The organism is Dyella sp. BiH032 (assembly GCF_031954525.1).
Classification (GTDB): domain Bacteria; phylum Pseudomonadota; class Gammaproteobacteria; order Xanthomonadales; family Rhodanobacteraceae; genus Dyella_D.
Genome location: NZ_CP134867.1, coordinates 203,931 through 221,552 on the forward strand (window position 1 = coordinate 203,931; position 17,622 = coordinate 221,552).

A 17,622-nucleotide genomic window follows, 5' to 3' on the forward strand; every position below is an offset into this window, starting at 1 on the left:
CGCATTACAGTGCAACAAAACAACCTTCATGCGCGGTCTTCGCCGTATCCTGTTGATCGGCTGGCCCGATCGGGGTTGGCGATCACGTTCACCGGAGGCCCGCCATGGACCACAGCACGCCACGCAAAGTCGAACACCAGCAGACCGATCGCGGTTACGTGCCGGTGTACGCCACCGGCGTGGTGGAGCAACCGTGGTCCGGCTACACCCGCACCGACCATGACGTGTGGAACACCCTCTACGCGCGCCAGCGCGAGCTCCTGAAAGGCCGCGCCTGCCAGGAGTTCCTCGACGGCGTGGAGCGCTTCGGCATGGGCGAGAATGGCATTCCGAAGTTCGCCGATCTCAACCAGGTGCTGGGCAAGACCACCGGTTGGGAGCTGGTCGCGGTCGAAGGCCTGCTGCCGGACGAAGTGTTCTTCGATCATCTCGCCAACCGCCGTTTCCCGGTCAGCTGGTGGATCCGCCGGCCTGACCAGCTCGATTACCTCAGCGAACCGGACCTGTTCCACGACCTGTTCGGCCACGTGCCGCTGCTGCTCAACCCGGTGTTCGCCGACTACATGCAGGCCTATGGCCGCGGCGGCATGAAAGCGTTCGGCATCGGCCCGGAGGCGCTGATGAACCTGACGCGCCTGTACTGGTATACGGTGGAGTTCGGCCTGATCAACACCGGCGAAGGCATGCGCATCTATGGTGCGGGCATCCTCAGCTCCAAGGGCGAGTCGATCTACTGCCTGGATTCACCCGCGCCGAACCGCATCGGCTTCGGCCTGGAGCGCGTGATGAACACACGCTACCGCATCGATACCTACCAACAGACGTATTTCGTGATCGACAGCTTCGAGCAGTTGTTCGACGCGACGCGGCCGGACTTCACGCCGATCTATGCAGCGCTGAAGACGGGTCAGCCGCACGCCGCCGCCGACGTGCTCGACACCGATCGCGTGTTCAACCGCGGCACGCGCGAAGGCTTCGCGACAGACGCAGACACGTGAAACGGTTTCGCTCGCCTTCCTGGCTCCACTTATGAAAAGGCCCGCATCTGCGGGCCTTTTGCTTGCGAACAGCGGGAAGTGTGATGCACGACACACGTGCGGCGGATCGTCGCGTTCGCTCTTCACAAAGCCTTGCAATTGATTCAGATCAGATGCGCGGCCACGGCGCAGGGCCAGCATGGATGCGCTACTCCGATACGTCACTCAAGGACACACCATGAAGACCCTGCTCCCGCTGCTGGCCGCGGCCAGCCTGGCTATTGCTTTGCCCGCTCACGCCGACGAAGGCCCGTGGGTGCTGCGCTTTGGCGCGCACGCGGTCGATCCGAAATCCGACAACGGCACCTTGGCCGGCATGAAGGCCAAGGTCAGCGGCGATCTGAAGCCAACCGCCAGCATCGAATACATGGCCACGCCGAACTGGGGCGCCGAATTGCTGGTGGCCGCCCCGTTCCGCCACAACGTGCGCCTCAACGGCACTAAGGTCGCCGAAGCGCACCAGCTGCCGCCGGTGCTGGGTGTGAACTATCACTTCCTGACCGACCAGACCGTCTCGCCCTTCGTCGGCCTGGGCGTGAATTACACGCGCTTCTTCAACGTCGACGGCAAGGGGCCGCTGAAGGGCGCCGATGTGAAGATCGACAGCAGCTGGGGCGTGGCTGCGCATGCGGGCGTGGACGTGAAGATCGCGCCGCGCTGGAGCATCACGGCCGACGTGCGCTGGATCGATCTGTCCAGCGACGTGAAGGTCGAAGGCGCGAAAGTGGGCCACGTCACCGTCAACCCGCTGGTGTACGGCGTGAGCTTCGCCTACCGCTTCTGAGGTTCCGCTCTCTCCGCGGGGAGCGACGCGGGCCACAGCTACCCGGTGGCCCGCGTTTTTCTTCTCGTGGCGACGGCGTTCATCGCACCGGTTTCTTGCCGCGCTTGAGTTCGCTCACCGTGAGCACTTTCGCGATGCGCTGGCCGTCCCAGCAGTAGCGCAGGTGTTCGGCCTGCACGCACGGCGCCACGCAGTCGGGATAGAACACCGCCACGCACTCGCCGCCGGGGTGGCGCACGCTGTCGTACACGATGCCGTCCGAGCCGTTCTCGCGCAGCCGCCGCGCCAGCGCGACGCCGGCGACGTAGCTGTCTGGATCGTGTTCCGCCGGCCAACCCCCGCGCAGGTCATGCAGCTTGGCTTGCACGCTCGTGCGGTAGCAGCGCATCTCCACGTCGCAGGGCGGTTCGGCGGTGGCGGCGAGGAAGCGCTCGCGGTGGTAGACGGTTTCTTCCACCGCGGTGATCAGGCTGTGCGCGGCATAGAACACGCCCCAAGTGCCGTCGGAGAAGCGGCTGCCATCGGGGTTGAGATGCGTGAAGGCGGCCATCACCGGCGTCGTGCCAGGTCCGCTCACGCGGCGCTCCTTCGGCACCAGCGGCAGCACGCCGAGTTCGTCGCGGATGCGCGGATTGGTCATCGCCTCGATGGCGAACAGTGCGTCGAGGTCGCCAGGATCGGCGATGCGGTCGTACACGCCCACCGGCGGAAAGCGGCTGGGCACGATGCGGTAGGCATGGCTCCAACGGATGCGTTTCAGGGGCGGCGTGTCTGCCATGACGTCTCTAGTCCTGCCGGGGCGACGAAGTATGCGGCCCCGAGGTATCGCCGACTGCGACGCGCGCCGCGGCGGCGATCACCAGCCACGCTGCGCGTCGAGGTACTGGCGCACCACGTAGAGATCGGCCACGTTGCCCGAGAGCATGCGCTGCATCGCCGATCCGCCGCCGAACAGCGGCGCCGTGTTGGGCTTGTGGACCCACGCGTCGGCCTGCTTGGCGTCGGTGAACAGGATCTGCAGGTCCTTGTAGATGCCGAGCAGATAGCTGATGCGCTCCAGCACGTCGCGACTCAGGCTGCCTTCCTGCTGGCGCTTCCACTTGTAGAAGGTCGATTCCGGGGGATCGCCCAGCAGCTTGCGCTGGTCGCTGATGCGCAGGTCCCAGTGTTCGGCGAGCTTGAAGAAAGCGCGCAACGCCGGCCCACCGAGTTCGGCCGTGGGGACGGCTTCGGGTTGGAGGTGCGCCGCCATTATCGACTCTCCTTGTGAAGTTGACGTGCAGTCTACTCCATATATGCACCCGACGCCACCGACGGCCAAGCTCCTGCCTCGGGGCCGGCAGGCACCCGGATCAGGACTTGCCGCCGCCCGTGGCGCCGGCGTCCCTGGCGCAATCGCAGCCAAAGTCCGGCGCCGGTCCGCCCTCCTGAATGAAGCGGTCGATTCGCTGCTCCAGCACCGGCAGCGGGACGGAACCGATCTGCAGCAGCGTGTCGTGGAAATGGCGCAAGTCGAACTTCGTGCCCAGCTCCTGCTCGGCCTTGCGGCGCAGCTCGAGGATCTTCAGGTAGCCCAGCTCGTACGACAGCGCCTGTCCGGGCCAGCTGATGTAGCGGTCCACCTCGTTGGCGATCTCGCGCGCCGACAGCGCCGTGTTGTCGGTGAGGTAATCGATGGCCTGCTGCCGGCTCCAGCCCATGTGGTGAATGCCGGTGTCCACGACGAGCCGGCAGGCACGCCACATCTGGTAGGTGAGATAACCGAAGCGATCGTAGGGCGTCTTGTAGATGCCCATCTCGTTGCCGAGGTATTCCGAGTACAGGCCCCAGCCCTCGCCGTAGGCGGAAATGTAGCCCTCGCGGCGGAACGCGGGCTGGCCCTTCTGCTCGGCGGCCAGCGCCAGCTGCAGGGAATGGCCCGGCGCGGATTCATGCAGGGTCAGTGCCGCCACGTTGTACAGCGGACGCGACGGCAGGTCGTAGGTGTTCACCAGATAGGCGCTCGCGCCGCCGCGGCCGGAGGTGTAGTAGGGCGCGATATCCGGCGCCACCGGCACGATGGCGAAGCGCTGCCGCGGCAGGCGACCGAAGAACTTGCCGAGCTGGCCGTCCACCTGCTTGGCCACCCAGGCGCTGCGCATCAGCAGCTCGTCGGGCGTCTTGGCGTGGAACTGCGCGTCGGTACGCAGGAATGTCAGGAACTCGGCGAAGCTGCCCTTGAAGCCGGTCTCCTGCATGGTCTTGACCATCTCGGCGTGGATCTTCGCCACCTGTTCCAGGCCGACCTGGTGAATGGCGCCGGGGTCGAGGTCCAGCGTGGTGTATTCGACGATCTGCTGCCGATACCAGGCCTTGCCGTCCGGCATCGCCTCGGCTGCGAGCGTGGTGCGTGCGTGCGGCACGTATTCCTCGCGGAAGAACTTCAGCAGTGCGGCATAGGCGGGGATCACCTTCCCCGCGATGGTCTGCTTCGCTTCCTCGCGCATCCGCGCCGCCGCCTCGGCGGGCACGCTCGGCGGCATGTGTTCGAACGGCTTGTAGAAACTGCTCTGCGTCGGGTCTTTCAGGTTCGCCACCGCGGCGATGGAGACGTCGCGTCCGTCGAGCACCTCGCGCGGCACCGTGAAACCGCGGTTCAAGCCGTCGCGCATGTTGTCCGTCTGCTGCGCGAAGTACGCGGGCACCTGGCCGAGGCGGTCGAGGTAGCGGCGATAGTCCTGGGGAGTGCGCAGGTCGTCTGCATTGAGCACGTAGCCCAGGTCGCTCCAGAACGCCGAATCGCTGTTGAACGGCATCTGCCATTGCTTGAAGCGCTGCGCGGCGAGCAGGTTCTGGATCTGCGCGCGGTACACGGCGTAGTTGATCCGGTCCTCCGCGCCGAGCTGCTTGGGATCGATCGTTCCCAGGTCGTCCAGCGTCTTCTGCCATACATCGAGCCGGCGCTGCTGGCTGGCCGCGTCGACGTCGTCCAGGCGCGCGTTGCTCGGCTGTGCCTCGCCGGCGTTGCTGATCCCGGCCTGCCCATTGCGCCAGGCCCATTCCTGCTCGTAGATCCGGCGAAAGCGCGCGGTGGCGTCCTGGGCCCAGGCGGGTGCGGCGAGGGCCAGCGCGGCCAGCGCCAGCCAGGCCATGCGGGTAGAGTGCTTCACTTGGTCGTGTCCTTTGCCTCGGCGACGGAAGAGGCCAGCACGGCATCCTCCACGCTCCAGTATTCCAATGCCTGTGGCGGAAGCTGGGGCAGCGCCATGCGCTCCAGCGCTTCGCGCGCGGCGTCTTTCAGCCGCGCGACGCGCAGCACGATACCGCGCGTATCCAGCCATGCGGTGAAATCGCCCAGCGACTCCAGCACGGTGCCGTCCAGGTCCGGCGATTCCTCCAGGCTCAGCACCACCACGCGCAGTCCCTGGCGGTCGGCGGCGCGATGGCGCAGCTGCGCCAGCACGGCCTCGGCGTTGGCGAAGAACAGCGGTTCTTCCGGCCGCGCGATCAGCACACCCGGCACCTCGCGCGCATCTGAGTGCGCGGCGATGTCGACGAAGTCGTGACCATCGGCGAGACGACCCAGCACGCTCAGCCGCGGCGAAGCAAGCCGGCGCAGCAGCATGATCAGGCTGAAGGCGATGGCGACCAGCAGGCCGTTGAGAATGCCCAGCGCCAGTACCGACAGCACCGCCGCCAGGGCGACGAGACGATCGCGGCGCCAGCGCAGGTAGGGCGTGAACACCGACAGGCGCAGCGACTTGCTCACCGCATGGATCACGATAGCCGCGAGCACCGGCATCGGGATGCGCTCGATCCACGGCAACAGGAACAGCACCATCAGCAGCACGCAGCCAGCCGCGACCAGCCCGGCCACGCGCGAACGCGCGCCCGCGGCCTCGTTGGCGGACGTCGCCGAATAGCCGGCGCCCACCGGCATGCCGTGCAGCAGGCCGGACGCGACGTTGGCCACGCCCAGTACCGCCAGGTCGCGATTCAGGGCCACCTTGTCGCCGTGCTTGAGCGCGAAGTTGCGGATCGAACCGTACGACTCGGCGTAGAGGATCAGCAGCAGCGCGGCGGCCAGCTCCACGCTCGGCAGCCACTGTTCGCCCGAAGGCCAGGTCGGCCACACCCACTGCGGGACCAGGTGCATCGCGCCCACCACCGCCACACCGTGCCGCGCCAGCCAGCCGGAAGCAGCCATGCCCAGGGCGATGGCGAGCAGGCTGCCGGGCAGCCCCTTCGTACGCTCGCAGGCGAACAGCAGCAGCAGCGCCACGGCGCCGGCCGCCAGCGCCCAGGGATCGGCTTGGCCGAGGTGGCCGGCCAGATCCGTCAGCAGCCGTGGCAAGAAGTCGCCGTGCAACGCCGGCACGCCCAGCAAGCCGGGCAACTGCTTCAGCGCGATCACGCAGGCCAGGCCGAAGGTATAGCCGCGCAGCACGGGGCGCGCGATCAGATGCGAGAGGCCGCCAAGCCGCGCCGCGCCGGCGATCAGGAAGCACAACCCGGTCAGCACCACCAGGCCGGCCGCGACGGCGGCGCGCGAAGCGGCGTCGCCACCTTCCAGGGCGAGCGTGGCAGCGGCCAGCACCGCGGCTGACGACGAGGTGGCCGAGACGATGGCATAGCGGCTGCGGCCGAGCGCGCCGTAGCAGACCAGACCGGCGAACAGCGCCATCACGCCTGCCTGCGGCGCCAGGCCCGCGATGCCCGCATAGGCCACGGCTTCCGGCAGCAACAGGCCGGCGATGGCGGTACCGGCCAGCACGTCGGCCGCCAGGCTGCGCGCGGCCGGCGCAGTGGAAGGCTGCGCGTTCACCCGATGACGCCGGTCCATCCCGGCAGGTAGGCCGCGTCGTGCGTGTGGGCATGCAACAGGGCGTCGTCCAGGGTCCGCTTGCTTACCTTGCCGCCGGACAGCGTCAGGCGGCGGCGATAGAAGTCCGCCCATAGGAATTCGGCGTACGGCGTGACGTCCTTGGCGTAGCCCCCCGCTTCGCGCACACGCGCGGCGAGAGTGCGATACGGATCGTCGACGAGCTTGTCGAGGGTCGCTGGAAAAGTGTCGTAGGCGACGCGCTGGCCGCGAGCATCGTACGGATGCGCCCAGCGGTTGAATTCCATGGTGCGCCAGAACACCTCGTTCTCCAGCCAGGAGAAGTCACGCTGCACCATCACCGGCACGCTCTTCACGCCCTCCTCGAGCAAGGCCAGGCCCAGGTGGTGGTGGTCGACGATATAGACCTTGTTCTTCGGCCCCAGCACACCGGGAAACCAGTGCGCCTCGATCATCTCCTTGCGCTTCTTCTTGCCCAGGCTGCGCCAGATGTCGCGCTTCTGGGCGACTTCGGCCTTGCCGACGGTGAGCTGGGTGGGTCGCAGCTTGTCCGGCGCGACGTTGAGCAAGGGGTGGCGCACATGCGGCTCGGACATGGACAGCTCCTTGGCGGACAGCGGGAACGGCGGCCGGGCCGAGCGTAGCCGAAACGCGGCGCGGCTTTTTGCGCCGAACGGCAGCCGCTCAGGGTGCGGCGGCTAGGCTACGCTGACCTTCCCCACCGCCGACCATGGCCATTCCATGCCCACCGTCCGCCTCGCCCCCCTGGCCATCGCCCCGCTCCTGTTCGCCCTCGCGGCGCCGGCCCTGGCCGACGATTTCGCGCAATGCCTGGCCGACCTCGCGCCCAAGGCCCAGCAGCAGGGCATTCGCGCCGACGCCTACCAGCGCTATACGCGGGAGCTCACCGCCGACTCCACGGTGATCGACGCACTGAATCATCAGCCGGAATTCACCACGCCGGTGTGGGATTACCTTTCGGCGCTGGTCGACCAGGAGCGCGTCGACGATGGCAAGGCACGGCTCAAGCAATGGGCGGATGTGCTCGATCGCGCGCAGCAGCGCTACGGCGTGGATCCGACCACGGTGGTAGCCGTGTGGGGCGTGGAGAGCAACTACGGCCAGCAGTTCGGCCAGCGGCCGTTGTTGCAGTCGCTGGCGACGCTGTCCTGCATGGGGCGGCGCCAGCCGTACTTCCGCGGCGAGTTCTTCGCGGCGCTGCGCATCGTGCAGAGCGGCGACATCACGGCGGACGAGTTCAAGGGTTCGTGGGCCGGCGCGTTCGGGCACACGCAGTTCATGCCTTCGACCTTCGAGCGGGTCGCCGTGGACTTCGACGGCGACGGACGCCGCGACCTGATCGCCAGCGTGCCCGACGCGCTGGGCTCCACGGCGCACTACCTGCAGATGTCGCATTGGCAACCGGGTCAGCCATGGGGCTACGAAGTGAAGCTGCCCGCGCCGTTTGACAGCAAGGTGAGCGGCCGCGAGGCCAAGCGTCCGATGAGCTACTGGCGCGCGCAGGGCGTACGCCTCGTCGACGGCTCGCCCCTGCCCGACGGCGACACGCCGGCCGCGCTGGTGCTGCCGGCCGGCGCGCAGGGGCCGGCCTTTCTCACCTTGCGCAACTTCGACGCGATCTATGCGTACAACGCGTCGATCAGCTACACGCTCGCCATTGCCCTGCTGTCCGACCGCCTGCGCGACAAACCTGGCCTGGTGGCGGCGTGGCCTACCGACGACCCGGGCACGTCGCGCGCTGAGCGGCGGGAGTTGCAGCAGTTGCTGATCGCGCGCGGTTATGACATCGGCGCGGTGGACGGCATGATCGGCGACAAGACGCGCGAGGCGATCCAGCAGGAGCAGCGCAAGCGTGGGCTGCCGGATGATGGTCGGCCGGGGCAGCGTATTTTGAAGGTGTTGCGGCAGTCGCCTTGAGGGGCGGGTGCTTTTGTGTCTCTGTGGTTATGTTGTCGCTCTGGTTTCGCTTTTCCTGTGCGAGGGGTTCGCTCTCTGAGCACGTAGGTTGGGGTGAGCCCGCGAACCCCAACGGGAACTAAGGGTCGCCGCCCATTTACCTACTCGTCATTCCGGCGTAGGCCGGATGGAGCGCGTCGCGCGGAGAACGCCCGAAGGGGCGAGAGCTGCGAGTCATCTAGTGGCGACATGGCTCGGTCGTCGCGACGTGGTCGCCAGTCTGGTCTCGCCCCTCGCGGGGCGAGGGTTTCGCTCTCCTGCCGGAGAGCGAGTTACTTCTTCTTGCTTGCCCAAGAAGAAGTAACCAAGAAGAAGGGCCCCCTGCGCGGCGCCCTCCGCAGCCTTCGCTGCTCCGGGTGCGTTGAGGGCTGGCCGGGCTTTTCGACAGGGCATCCATGCCCTGATCGAAAAGGCGGGGACGTCCTGTCCCCGCCCGCCTGCGGCGGCCTGATCGTCCAGCCCTCACCGCCGCGAAGGGAACCCGGGAGATCAAGAGCCACACGGAGCGTCGCTTCGCTCGCTCTTGTTTTTGTTCTTGCTTGCCTCGGTACGCACTTCTCCTTCTCCCCTCCGGGCGACCCGAAGGTAGTCCCCGTGGGAGAGAAGGCGGGATGAGGGGTGGGGCTCGCCACAACGTCCCTGATAACATTGAAGCCCCGATCTAATCCATCCCTTCGTAATAACCCCGCATAGCCTCCAGATACGCATCCAGATCACGCCCGGGCTTTGCCATGAACCGTTCTCCGGTGACACGGCAGTCGGCGATGCGGTCGGGGCGGAAGTTGCGGAAGCTTTCGCGGAGGCGGCACCAGGTGCCTAGCGTCCATTTGCCGCCCCAGAAGGCCAGGCACAGCGGTTCCACTTCGCGCGTGCTGGTGCGGCCGGCTTCGTCGGCGTAGTCCAGGCTCAGCACCTGGCTGTCGCTGATTGCGCCGTTGAGGCGGTCGATCATCTCGGCGAAGGCGACGCGGCCGGGGTCGCGCCAGATCGGTGCGTAGATGCGTGTGCGCGAGGCGCGCTCGCGCAAATCGGGCGGCAGTACCGCTTCGATCTTCAGCAAGGCCGCCTGTGCACCGGCCGCGAGCTTCTCGCCGGCGAAGGCGCGTACGAAACGCGTGCCGACCACCAGCGATTCGAGTTCGTCGGCGGTGAACATCAGCGGCGGGATGTCCGAACCCTTGCGCAGCACATAGCCGACGCCGGCCTCGCCTTCGATCGGCACGCCGGACAGTTGCAGGTCGGCCACGTCGCGGTACACGGTGCGCAGCGACACGCCGAGCGTGTCCGCCAGGTGACGCGCCGGCAGCGCCGTGCGGCGTCCGCGCAGGGCGTGGATGATGAGGAAGAGGCGATCGGCGCGGCGCATCCGCGCATGATCGCCGAGCGGCCCGGCGGCGGCCAGCGCCGGACGTCACGTCGCGGCGCGCCCGGCATCACGCGACGCGTTCCTTCTGCGCCGCGGCGAGCGCGGCATCCTTTTCGTGCGCCCGGACGATGGCCGGCCGATGCATCACCCGCTCGACATAGCCGGCGACCACCGGCAGGTCGGGCAGCAGCTTGAACAGCGTCATCCATTGCAGCGCGTTGCCCCACAGCACGTCCGCCGCGGTGAACCGCTCGCCGAGCAGGTACGGTCCCAGCGCCAGCTGGCCGAGCAGCGTGCCGAGCATGGTGTCGTAGTCGCCATAGGGACAGGTCGAGGGCGGCGGCACCGGTTCGCGCTTCAGCGCCTTGTCCAGCATCGCCGGCTCAAAGTCGGAGCCGTAGAACACCAGCCAGCGCAGGTAAGGTCCGCGCAAGGGATCGCCGATTGGCGGCGCCAGCTGCTTCGCCGGAAACAGGTCGGCCAGGTAGATATAGATGGCCGGCTGCTCGGTGACCAGGGCGCCGTCGTGCACGATGGCCGGGACCTTGCCCATGGGATTGACGGCCAGGTAGTCGGGCGCGCGCTGCTCGTGCCGGCCCAGGTCCAGCACATGCAGGTCGTAGTCGGCCTCCAGTTCTTCCAGCAAGGCCAGGGTGCCTCCCGAGCGGCTGTTCGGCGCGTGGTAGAAGGTGACGCGCGGCGTATTCATGATGTGCTCCTCGTGAACTGGGCGATCACAAGTGCCGGGTCTCGTCCGGCGTGTGCATCCAGTTGTTGTGCCGGCCGTCGAAGTACCGCACCGGCGCGTCGATCAGCTCCTGCGGCTGGACGTCGTCCAGGCAGGCGAGATTGACCGAGACGTAAGCGCCGCCAGCTTCTTCGATGTAGCCGCGGTTGAACGGATGCACGCCGCAATGCGCGCAGAACACGTGATGGCAGCTCAGGGTGTTGAACTGGTAATCGGTCAGCTCGCTCTCGCCATCGGTCAGGCGGAACGCTTCGGGCTTCACCACCGCGCCCCAGAAGCGCAGCTTCCAGCAGATCGAGCAGTTGCACTTGCCGGTACCGGCGGCCAGGTCGATGTCCGCTTGGTAGCGGACGCGTCCGCAATGGCAACTGCCGTGATAGGTCTTGAGCATGAGGTCGTCCCTAGAGCTGACGCCGCGCGGCGGCGGCAATGGCGGTGCCGGCGAGCAAGCCGCTCGGCCCCGCGGCGTTCTGTGAAGCCGGCGGCGCGGCCTGCGCCCCGCGGCCGCGTGGCGGCGGCTCGGGCGACGGGAGCAGGCGGTACTGCCCATCCATCAGCAGACCGCGCAGATAGAGCGGCCGGTACGCCATCAGCACGCGGTTCATGAGGCTGCCCATGGTTCGCTCCTCAGACGGCGACGACTTTCTCGCCGGCGTACCAGGGCGGCGGCGCGGCGTGCTTGAACAGGCGGTACCAGTGTTCGCGATCGCTGCCGCTGTACAGGTCGAGTGTGCGGATCACTTCGTGGGCGAATTCCACGCTGCCCAGGCTGCTGGCGGTGATGAAGCCACCGTCGCTCAGCGCCAGCGCATCGGGGTCATACTTCTCGGACCCCTCGTAGGACACGCCATAGCCGCCCACGAAACCGGTGAAGTTGCCGGTATGCCGGCTGCGGGCCAGCAAGCCGTGCCGGGCCAGCGCCAGCACCGCGCTGCTCACCGCCGCCACCGTACCGCCCGCGGCGTGCACGCGTTCGGCGGCGTCCATGGCCTCCGCCCCTTCGCCGCGCTGCCACAGGTGGCCGCCCGGCAGGACGAGCAAGGCGGCGCGGGACAGGTCGATCCGGTCCAGCGTCTGGTCGGGCGTCACCCGCAGGCCGCCCATCGACGTCACGGCGCGAGGCGAGAAGCCCACCGTCACGATGCGCCAGTCGCCCGGGCGGCGGATCTCGCACAAGGCCAGCGCGGCCTCCCAGTCGGCGTAGCCGTCGAACACCAGGAAATACACGGTGTCACGCATGTCGTTGTCCCTCCTCTCGATACGGTGCCGGAGCGCACGTCGCTCCCTGATAACGACGAATGACGGCCTGCTTTTTGGACATCGCGCCGCCCTGCCGGCCCGCGATGGCGGCTCCGCAGACGCAGGCCGCCCGGATGGGCCCGGTCACTACCGGGACCATAGGCCCACCCGGTTGCCCTCGCTGTCCCGGAATTGCGCGAATGCGCCGCGCCCCTCCGGCAGTACCGTGCGCGGCACGATCACCGCGCCGCCCGCGTGTTCCACCTTCGCCAGCGTGTCGGCCACGTCCGCCACGCTCAGGTACACCGTGCTGCCGTGCATGGACGGCTCGCACTGGTCCAGGCGCATCAGCGCGCCGGTGACGTGCTGTTCGGCGTCGTACGGGAACACCGCCAGCTCCATGCCGCCGAACGGCTCGCTCTTCAGCGCCGTACCCAGCGCGGCATCGTAGAAGCGGATGGCGCGGTCCATCTGGCGGACCGGAATTTCGAACCAGTTGGTGACGATCGGGTTCAGCATGGCCTTCTTTCCTTGGTGAGTGCCCCAGTGCGTGGAGCGCAGTCTGGGCACCCCCTGCTGCCAACGTGTTGTCAGCAGGGCGGGATCCGTTTCGTGACGACGCGGTGAAGGCGGCGCGGCACAGGGTTTCCGGCTGGCGCGGTTCAGCAACTGCCCGGACAATGCGCGTTCCTTTCCGTTACGGACCCGCCATGAAGCCCGTTTCGCTCATCCAGTTCCTGATCGAGGAACGCCGCGCCGGCCGCATCAACGCCGAACTGTCCTTGCTGATCGAAGTGGTCGCCCGCGCCTGCAAGCGCATCTCGGTGGCCACCAGCAAGGGCGCCCTCGGCGGTGTGCTGGGCAATGCCGGCAGCGAGAACGTGCAGGGCGAGGCGCAGAAGAAGCTGGACGTGATCTCCAACGAGATCCTGCTCGAAGCCAACGCCTGGGGCGGCCAGCTCGCCGCCTGCGCGTCGGAGGAGATGGAAGACCCGCAGCAGATTCCCGACATGTACCCGAAGGGCAACCACCTGCTGCTGTTCGATCCGCTGGACGGCTCGTCCAACATCGACGTGAACATCTCGGTGGGCACGATCTTCTCGATCCTGCGCTGCCCCGATGGCATCACCGTGCCCAAGGCCGAGCACTTCCAGCAGCCGGGCACCGAGCAGCTGGCCGCCGGCTACGTGGTGTACGGCCCGGCCACGCTGATGGTGCTGACCTTCGGCCACGGCACGCACGAGTTCACCCTGGACCGCGAGGTGGGCAGCTTCATCCTGAGCCGCCGCGACATCCGCATTCCGGAGGAGACCGCGGAGTTCGCTGTCAACATGTCCAACCAGCGCCACTGGGAAGCGCCGATGCAGCGCTACGTCGGCGAGCTGCTGGCCGGCAAGGAAGGTCCGCGCGGCAAGGACTTCAACATGCGCTGGGTAGCCTCGATGGTGGCCGACGTGCACCGCATCGTGACCCGCGGCGGCGTGTTCTTCTATCCGCTGGACGCCAAGATCAAGTCCAAGGGCGGCAAGCTGCGCCTGATGTACGAAGCCAACCCGATGGCCTTCATCGTGGAACAGGCCGGCGGCGCGGCCACCACCGGGCGCGAGCGCATCATGGAGTTGCAGCCCACCGGCCTGCACCAGCGCGTGCCGGTGTTCCTCGGCTCTAAGAACGAGGTCGAGGTGGCCACCCACTACCACCTCGAAGCCGACGGCGCGCAAGGCTGACCCACGCATGCCGGCGGGGCGACACGCTCCGCCGGCACGTTCCCAGGGAAGGACATGACGGACGATTTCATCGAGGTCTACCCGGAGGCGCTGGCGCAGGAGCACTGCGCCGCACTGATCGAGCGCTTCGAACGCAGCGGCCATGCCGTGCCAGGCCAGGTCGGCGGCGGCGTGTATCCCGAACTCAAGCGCAGCAGCGACATCACCATCAGCGGCCGGCCGGACTGGCGCGACGTGGAGACCGCGCTGAACCTCGCGATGCTCGGCGGCCTGGTGGCCTATCTGCGCCGCTATCCATACACCTTGATCGCGCCGCTGATGCTGCAGGTGCCGGACCCCGCCACGGGCGACCCGCGCCGCCTGACGGAGTCGGACGTGGCCGCGATGGACGATGCCGCGCTCGGCGCGCTCGCCCGGCAGGTCTTCGTGCCGGGGGCGATCAACCTGCAGCGCTACCGCGCGGACAGCGGCGGTTACCCCTACTGGCACTGCGAGCTATTCCCGCGCGACGCGACGGCGCAGACGCTGCACCGGCATCTGTTGTGGACCATCTACTTGAACGACGGCTTCGCCGAGGGCGAGACGGAGTTCCTGCACCAACGCCGCAAAGTGGCGCCGTGCACCGGCAGCCTGCTGATCGCTCCGGCCGCCTTCACCCACACCCATCGCGGCAACCGGCCGCGCGGCGGCGACAAGTACATCGCCACCAGCTGGGTGCTGTTCCAGCGGGCCGAGAAGCTATACGGGGGCTGACCCGCCCCGATCCCCGCCCTGCGCGCGCCGCGCGCCGCCCCGGGCAAGCCGTACACTCGCCCGCCATCCGCCCTCTCGTCCCACCGAGCTTCCGCCTTTATGCGCCGCCCTGCCCGCCTCGTCACGCTGCTGTCCCTCCTCGCGCTCGCCGGCTGCTTCGGCGGCGGCAAGCCCAAGCCCGCGCCCGCGACGAACCCGACGCCCGTGATCGTCGCGCCCAAGCCGCGCATCGGCCTGGCGCTGGGCGGCGGGGCAGCCAAGGGCTTCGCGCACATCGGCGTGATCAAGATGCTGGAAGCGAACGGCATCCGCGCCGACGTAGTGGCCGGCACCAGCGCCGGCAGCGTGGTCGGCGCGCTCTACGCCAGCGGCATGGACCCGTTCCAGATGCAGGAGCAGGCCTTCGGCATGGACGAGGCGAAGATCCGCGACGTGCAGCTGTTCTCGCGCGGCCTGGTGCAGGGCCAGAAGTTGCAGGACTACGTCAACCAGCTAGTGGCGAACCGTCCGATCGAGAAGCTCAAGCTGCCGTTCGCCGCGGTGTCCACTCAGCTCGAAGACGGCCATCGCACCGTATTCGTGCGCGGCAATACCGGCCAGGCGGTGCGCGCGTCCAGCAGCATCCCGGGCGTGTTCGAGCCGGTCGAGATCAGCGGGCGGCATTACGTCGACGGCGGCGTGGTCAGCCCGGTGCCGGTAGATGCCGCGCGCCAGCTCGGCGCGGACCTGGTGATCGCGGTGGACATCTCCAGCAAGGCCGACGGTTCCAATCCGCAAGGCATGCTCGGCGTGGTGGGCCAGTCGATCAGCATCATGGGGCAGAAGCTGGGCGAGCAGGAGCTGGCGCGCGCCGACGTGGTGATCCGCCCCAAGGTCAACCAGATCGGCGCCACCGATTTCGAACAGAAGAATCAGGCGATCCTGGAAGGCGAGCGCGCCGCCCTGGCGGCGATGCCGGCGATCAAGGCGAAACTGGCGGCGATGGAGGCGGCGCGAAGGAATCCCGCGGCGCCGGCGGTAGCCGCGCACTGACGTTTCGCGGCCCCCGCGCCGGTTCCCGCCGCTCCCATCCGCATGGCTGGTCCGCATGCCCGGCAACTGCTAGGTTGCCGGGCTTCTCAGCTGCTGCGGGAACCTGCCCATGCACCGCTCTATCCGCTGGCTTCCTCTGCTGGCGCTGGCCCTGGCTCCGCTGGGCCGGGCCGACCAGGCCGGCACTGATCCGCGCATCGAACGCCTGCTGGCCGACCTGGCGAAGACGCAGCCGATCAGCATGGTGCAGTTGTCGCCGGATGGGCAGCGGTTGGCGTGGGTCGTGCGCAGGCAGGGCAAGCCGCTGGTCGAGATCGCCAAGGCCGACGGCAGCGATGCGCACGCGGCCACCTCGGTCAAGCCGGGCAGCTGCAGCCAGACCGACATCGCCTGGGCGCCGGACTCGCGGCACCTGGCTTTCCTTTCCGACTGCGGCAGCGGCGGACGGCGCAAGGACCTGTACCTCGCCGATGCCGGCGACCCGGCCGGCCTCAAAAAGCTGGCGGAGCTCAACGGCCCAGCGCAGGACCTGAATTGGGCACCAGACGGGCACGCCATCGGTTTTCTCTATGTGGAGAACGGCACGCGGCGCTCCAGCGCGCTGTCGGCGGCCAAGCCGGCCACCGGCGAGATCGGCGTGGACGGCGTCGAGGTGCAGCGCGTCGCCGCCGTGAGCGCCTCCGGCGGCGCGCCCAGCCTGCTAACCCCCGCGAGCAGCCACGTGTACGAGTTCGCCTGGTCGCCGGACTCCGGGCGCCTGGCCTACGTGGCGGCCCAGCCGCCGGGCGACAACAACTGGTGGATCGCCAAGCTGATGGTGCAGGACGCCCAGGCCGGAGCCGCGCCGCGCGTGGCGGTCGATCCGGTCACGACGCGCGGCAGCCTGCGCGGCTTGCAGATTGCGTTGCCGCGCTGGTCGCCGGACGGCCAGCGCATCGCTTTCATCGGCGGGCTGATGAGCGACCAGGGCTCCACCGGCGGCGATATCTACAGCGTGCCCTCCACGGGCGGCGAACCTTCCAATCTCACGCCGGGCATCGGCGTCACGCCGGCTTGGCTGGCGTGGAAGGGCAACGACCGGATGGTGGTCAGCCAAGTGGCCAATGGACATGGCCAGGTCGCGGAATACACCGTCGCCGCCACCGCGGCGACGCCGGGCCGCGAGCTGTTCACGCTGCCCGCTACCATCGGCGACGGCGGCGATGCGATGGCGCTTTCCCTGTCGGACGATCGCTCCCGCGTGGCCTTCCTGCAGAGCTCGTTCGACACCGCGCCGGAAATCCATGCCGGCCCGCTGGGCCCTGCCGCGCCTCCGGCCGTCACGCACATCAATGCCGCGAGCAAACCGGCCTGGGGCAAGACCGAATCGGTCGAATGGGACAACGAAGGCCGTCGCGTGCAAGGCTGGCTGATCTACCCGGCCGGCTACGACCCGGCCAAGCGCTATCCGATGGTGGTGGTCGTCCACGGCGGACCCGCCAGTGCGGTGGTGCCGCGCTGGCCCGACGTGGGTTACGGCGGCGTGCCGTTCGCGGCGCTGGGCTACTTCGTGTTCATGCCCAACCCGCGCGGCAGCTTCGGCCAGGGCGAAGCGTTCGTCCAAGCCAACCGCAAGGACTTCGGCTACGGCGACCTTCGCGACACGCTCGCCGGCATCGACGCGATCGAGAAGCGCCTGCCGGTGGACGACAAGCGGCTCGGCCTCACCGGCTGGAGTTACGGCGGCTTCATGAGCATGTTCGCGCCCACGCAGACGCAGCGCTTCAAGGCGGTGGTGGCCGGTGCGGGCATCGGCAACTGGCAGAGCTATTACGGCCAGAACCTGATCGACCAGTGGATGCCGCCGTATTTCGGCGCCACGGTCTACGATGACCCCGCGGTGTACGCGAAGAGTTCCGCGGTGAACTTCATCAAGAAGACGACGGCGCCGACCCTGGTGGTGGTGGGCGACCGCGACGCCGAATGTCCCGCTGCGCAATCGCTGGAGTTTTGGCACGCCTTGCGCGCGCAGGGCGTGCCGACCTCGCTGGTGGTCTATCCCGACGAGGGCCACCGTTTCGTCAATCCAGCTCATCAGCGCGACGTGCTGCAGCGGACATTGCTGTGGTTCCAGAAATACCTGCCGGCGTCGCCGTAA

The 17,622-nt window shown here is 68.1% G+C and carries 17 protein-coding genes and 1 pseudogene; 7 read left to right on the forward strand and 11 right to left on the reverse strand.

Annotated features, from left to right (window positions below):
• Positions 1-104: 104 nt before the first annotated feature.
• Together phhA and RKE25_RS00845 are read left to right on the forward strand one after the other, a co-directional pair.
• A complete protein-coding gene (phhA, locus tag RKE25_RS00840; RefSeq protein ID WP_311840379.1) occupies positions 105-998 on the forward strand; it encodes a phenylalanine 4-monooxygenase in 894 nt (297 codons plus the stop codon).
• A gap of 217 nt (positions 999-1,215) precedes the next feature.
• Positions 1,216-1,821: an OmpW family outer membrane protein gene (locus tag RKE25_RS00845; RefSeq protein WP_311840380.1), complete on the forward strand. Its 606-nt coding sequence runs from the start codon at positions 1,216-1,218 to the stop codon at positions 1,819-1,821.
• A gap of 79 nt (positions 1,822-1,900) precedes the next feature.
• Here RKE25_RS00845 and RKE25_RS00850 read toward each other — a convergent pair whose 3' ends face one another.
• The 5 genes from RKE25_RS00850 to RKE25_RS00870 form a co-directional block, all read right to left on the reverse strand.
• Positions 1,901-2,599, reverse strand: a complete 699-nt coding sequence (locus RKE25_RS00850) for an RES family NAD+ phosphorylase (RefSeq protein ID WP_311840381.1) — start codon at positions 2,597-2,599, stop codon at positions 1,901-1,903.
• 78 nt (positions 2,600-2,677) lie between these two features.
• Positions 2,678-3,073, reverse strand: a complete 396-nt coding sequence (locus tag RKE25_RS00855) for an MbcA/ParS/Xre antitoxin family protein (protein ID WP_311840382.1) — start codon at positions 3,071-3,073, stop codon at positions 2,678-2,680.
• Between the two features lie 100 nt (positions 3,074-3,173).
• A complete protein-coding gene (locus tag RKE25_RS00860) occupies positions 3,174-4,952 on the reverse strand; it encodes a DUF885 family protein (protein WP_311842297.1) in 1,779 nt (592 codons plus the stop codon).
• A 14-nt stretch (positions 4,953-4,966) separates the two neighbouring features.
• Positions 4,967-6,625 carry a SulP family inorganic anion transporter gene (locus tag RKE25_RS00865; RefSeq protein WP_311840383.1) on the reverse strand — a complete coding sequence of 553 codons (1,659 nt, stop codon included), beginning with the start codon at positions 6,623-6,625 and terminating at the stop codon, positions 4,967-4,969.
• Positions 6,622-7,239, reverse strand: a complete 618-nt coding sequence (locus RKE25_RS00870) for a ParB-like protein (RefSeq protein ID WP_311840384.1) — start codon at positions 7,237-7,239, stop codon at positions 6,622-6,624. Before RKE25_RS00870 ends, RKE25_RS00865 begins: the two co-directional genes overlap by 4 nt.
• A 145-nt stretch (positions 7,240-7,384) precedes the next feature.
• Here RKE25_RS00870 and RKE25_RS00875 point away from each other — a divergent pair.
• Positions 7,385-8,578: pseudogene (locus RKE25_RS00875) on the forward strand (lytic murein transglycosylase); the annotation flags it as partial.
• Between the two features lie 703 nt (positions 8,579-9,281).
• On the opposite strand, the gene RKE25_RS00880 reads toward RKE25_RS00875, so the two are convergent.
• The 6 genes from RKE25_RS00880 to RKE25_RS00905 all read right to left on the reverse strand — a co-directional run bounded on the left by RKE25_RS00880 (position 9,282) and on the right by RKE25_RS00905 (position 12,492).
• Positions 9,282-9,986 carry a YafY family protein gene (locus RKE25_RS00880; protein ID WP_311840385.1) on the reverse strand — a complete coding sequence of 235 codons (705 nt, stop codon included), beginning with the start codon at positions 9,984-9,986 and terminating at the stop codon, positions 9,282-9,284.
• Between the two features lie 67 nt (positions 9,987-10,053).
• Complete coding sequence (locus tag RKE25_RS00885) at positions 10,054-10,695, reverse strand: glutathione S-transferase (RefSeq protein WP_311840386.1); 642 nt, start codon at positions 10,693-10,695, stop codon at positions 10,054-10,056.
• Between the two features lie 25 nt (positions 10,696-10,720).
• On the reverse strand, positions 10,721-11,125 hold the full coding sequence (locus RKE25_RS00890; RefSeq protein WP_311840387.1) for a GFA family protein: 405 nt from the start codon (positions 11,123-11,125) through the stop codon (positions 10,721-10,723).
• Between the two features lie 10 nt (positions 11,126-11,135).
• On the reverse strand, positions 11,136-11,351 hold the full coding sequence (locus tag RKE25_RS00895) for a hypothetical protein (RefSeq protein ID WP_311840388.1): 216 nt from the start codon (positions 11,349-11,351) through the stop codon (positions 11,136-11,138).
• A 10-nt stretch (positions 11,352-11,361) separates the two neighbouring features.
• Complete coding sequence (locus RKE25_RS00900) at positions 11,362-11,973, reverse strand: DJ-1/PfpI family protein (protein ID WP_311840389.1); 612 nt, start codon at positions 11,971-11,973, stop codon at positions 11,362-11,364.
• Positions 11,974-12,120: 147 nt separating this feature from the next.
• Positions 12,121-12,492: a VOC family protein gene (locus tag RKE25_RS00905; protein ID WP_311840390.1), complete on the reverse strand. Its 372-nt coding sequence runs from the start codon at positions 12,490-12,492 to the stop codon at positions 12,121-12,123.
• A gap of 191 nt (positions 12,493-12,683) precedes the next feature.
• Between RKE25_RS00905 and RKE25_RS00910 the strand changes: the two genes are divergently transcribed.
• From RKE25_RS00910 to RKE25_RS00925, 4 genes are all read left to right on the forward strand, one after another.
• A complete protein-coding gene (locus RKE25_RS00910; protein WP_311840391.1) occupies positions 12,684-13,700 on the forward strand; it encodes a class 1 fructose-bisphosphatase in 1,017 nt (338 codons plus the stop codon).
• A 54-nt stretch (positions 13,701-13,754) separates the two neighbouring features.
• On the forward strand, positions 13,755-14,453 hold the full coding sequence (locus RKE25_RS00915; RefSeq protein WP_311840392.1) for a 2OG-Fe(II) oxygenase: 699 nt from the start codon (positions 13,755-13,757) through the stop codon (positions 14,451-14,453).
• A 99-nt stretch (positions 14,454-14,552) separates the two neighbouring features.
• The gene (locus RKE25_RS00920) at positions 14,553-15,485 is read left to right on the forward strand and encodes a patatin-like phospholipase family protein (protein ID WP_311840393.1); all 933 of its coding nucleotides are present in this window, start codon (positions 14,553-14,555) and stop codon (positions 15,483-15,485) included.
• 109 nt (positions 15,486-15,594) lie between these two features.
• Entirely contained in the window at positions 15,595-17,622 is a 2,028-nt protein-coding gene (locus RKE25_RS00925) for a S9 family peptidase (protein ID WP_311840394.1), read from the forward strand.

Excerpts from the sequence above, each read along its gene's own strand:
- RKE25_RS00860 (WP_311842297.1), bottom strand. The coding sequence starts at position 4,952 with ATGGCCTGGCTGGCGCTGGCCGCGCTGGCCCTCGCCGCACCCGCCTGG.
- RKE25_RS00910 (WP_311840391.1), top strand. The coding sequence starts at position 12,684 with ATGAAGCCCGTTTCGCTCATCCAGTTCCTGATCGAGGAACGCCGCGCC.
- RKE25_RS00895 (WP_311840388.1), bottom strand. The coding sequence starts at position 11,351 with ATGGGCAGCCTCATGAACCGCGTGCTGATGGCGTACCGGCCGCTCTAT.
- RKE25_RS00900 (WP_311840389.1), bottom strand. The coding sequence starts at position 11,973 with ATGCGTGACACCGTGTATTTCCTGGTGTTCGACGGCTACGCCGACTGG.
- RKE25_RS00920 (WP_311840393.1), top strand. The coding sequence starts at position 14,553 with ATGCGCCGCCCTGCCCGCCTCGTCACGCTGCTGTCCCTCCTCGCGCTC.
- RKE25_RS00925 (WP_311840394.1), top strand. The coding sequence starts at position 15,595 with ATGCACCGCTCTATCCGCTGGCTTCCTCTGCTGGCGCTGGCCCTGGCT.
- phhA (WP_311840379.1), top strand. The coding sequence starts at position 105 with ATGGACCACAGCACGCCACGCAAAGTCGAACACCAGCAGACCGATCGC.
- RKE25_RS00855 (WP_311840382.1), bottom strand. The coding sequence starts at position 3,073 with ATGGCGGCGCACCTCCAACCCGAAGCCGTCCCCACGGCCGAACTCGGT.
- RKE25_RS00890 (WP_311840387.1), bottom strand. The coding sequence starts at position 11,125 with ATGCTCAAGACCTATCACGGCAGTTGCCATTGCGGACGCGTCCGCTAC.
- RKE25_RS00880 (WP_311840385.1), bottom strand. The coding sequence starts at position 9,986 with ATGCGCCGCGCCGATCGCCTCTTCCTCATCATCCACGCCCTGCGCGGA.
- RKE25_RS00915 (WP_311840392.1), top strand. The coding sequence starts at position 13,755 with ATGACGGACGATTTCATCGAGGTCTACCCGGAGGCGCTGGCGCAGGAG.
- RKE25_RS00905 (WP_311840390.1), bottom strand. The coding sequence starts at position 12,492 with ATGCTGAACCCGATCGTCACCAACTGGTTCGAAATTCCGGTCCGCCAG.
- RKE25_RS00850 (WP_311840381.1), bottom strand. The coding sequence starts at position 2,599 with ATGGCAGACACGCCGCCCCTGAAACGCATCCGTTGGAGCCATGCCTAC.
- RKE25_RS00845 (WP_311840380.1), top strand. The coding sequence starts at position 1,216 with ATGAAGACCCTGCTCCCGCTGCTGGCCGCGGCCAGCCTGGCTATTGCT.
- RKE25_RS00870 (WP_311840384.1), bottom strand. The coding sequence starts at position 7,239 with ATGTCCGAGCCGCATGTGCGCCACCCCTTGCTCAACGTCGCGCCGGAC.
- RKE25_RS00885 (WP_311840386.1), bottom strand. The coding sequence starts at position 10,695 with ATGAATACGCCGCGCGTCACCTTCTACCACGCGCCGAACAGCCGCTCG.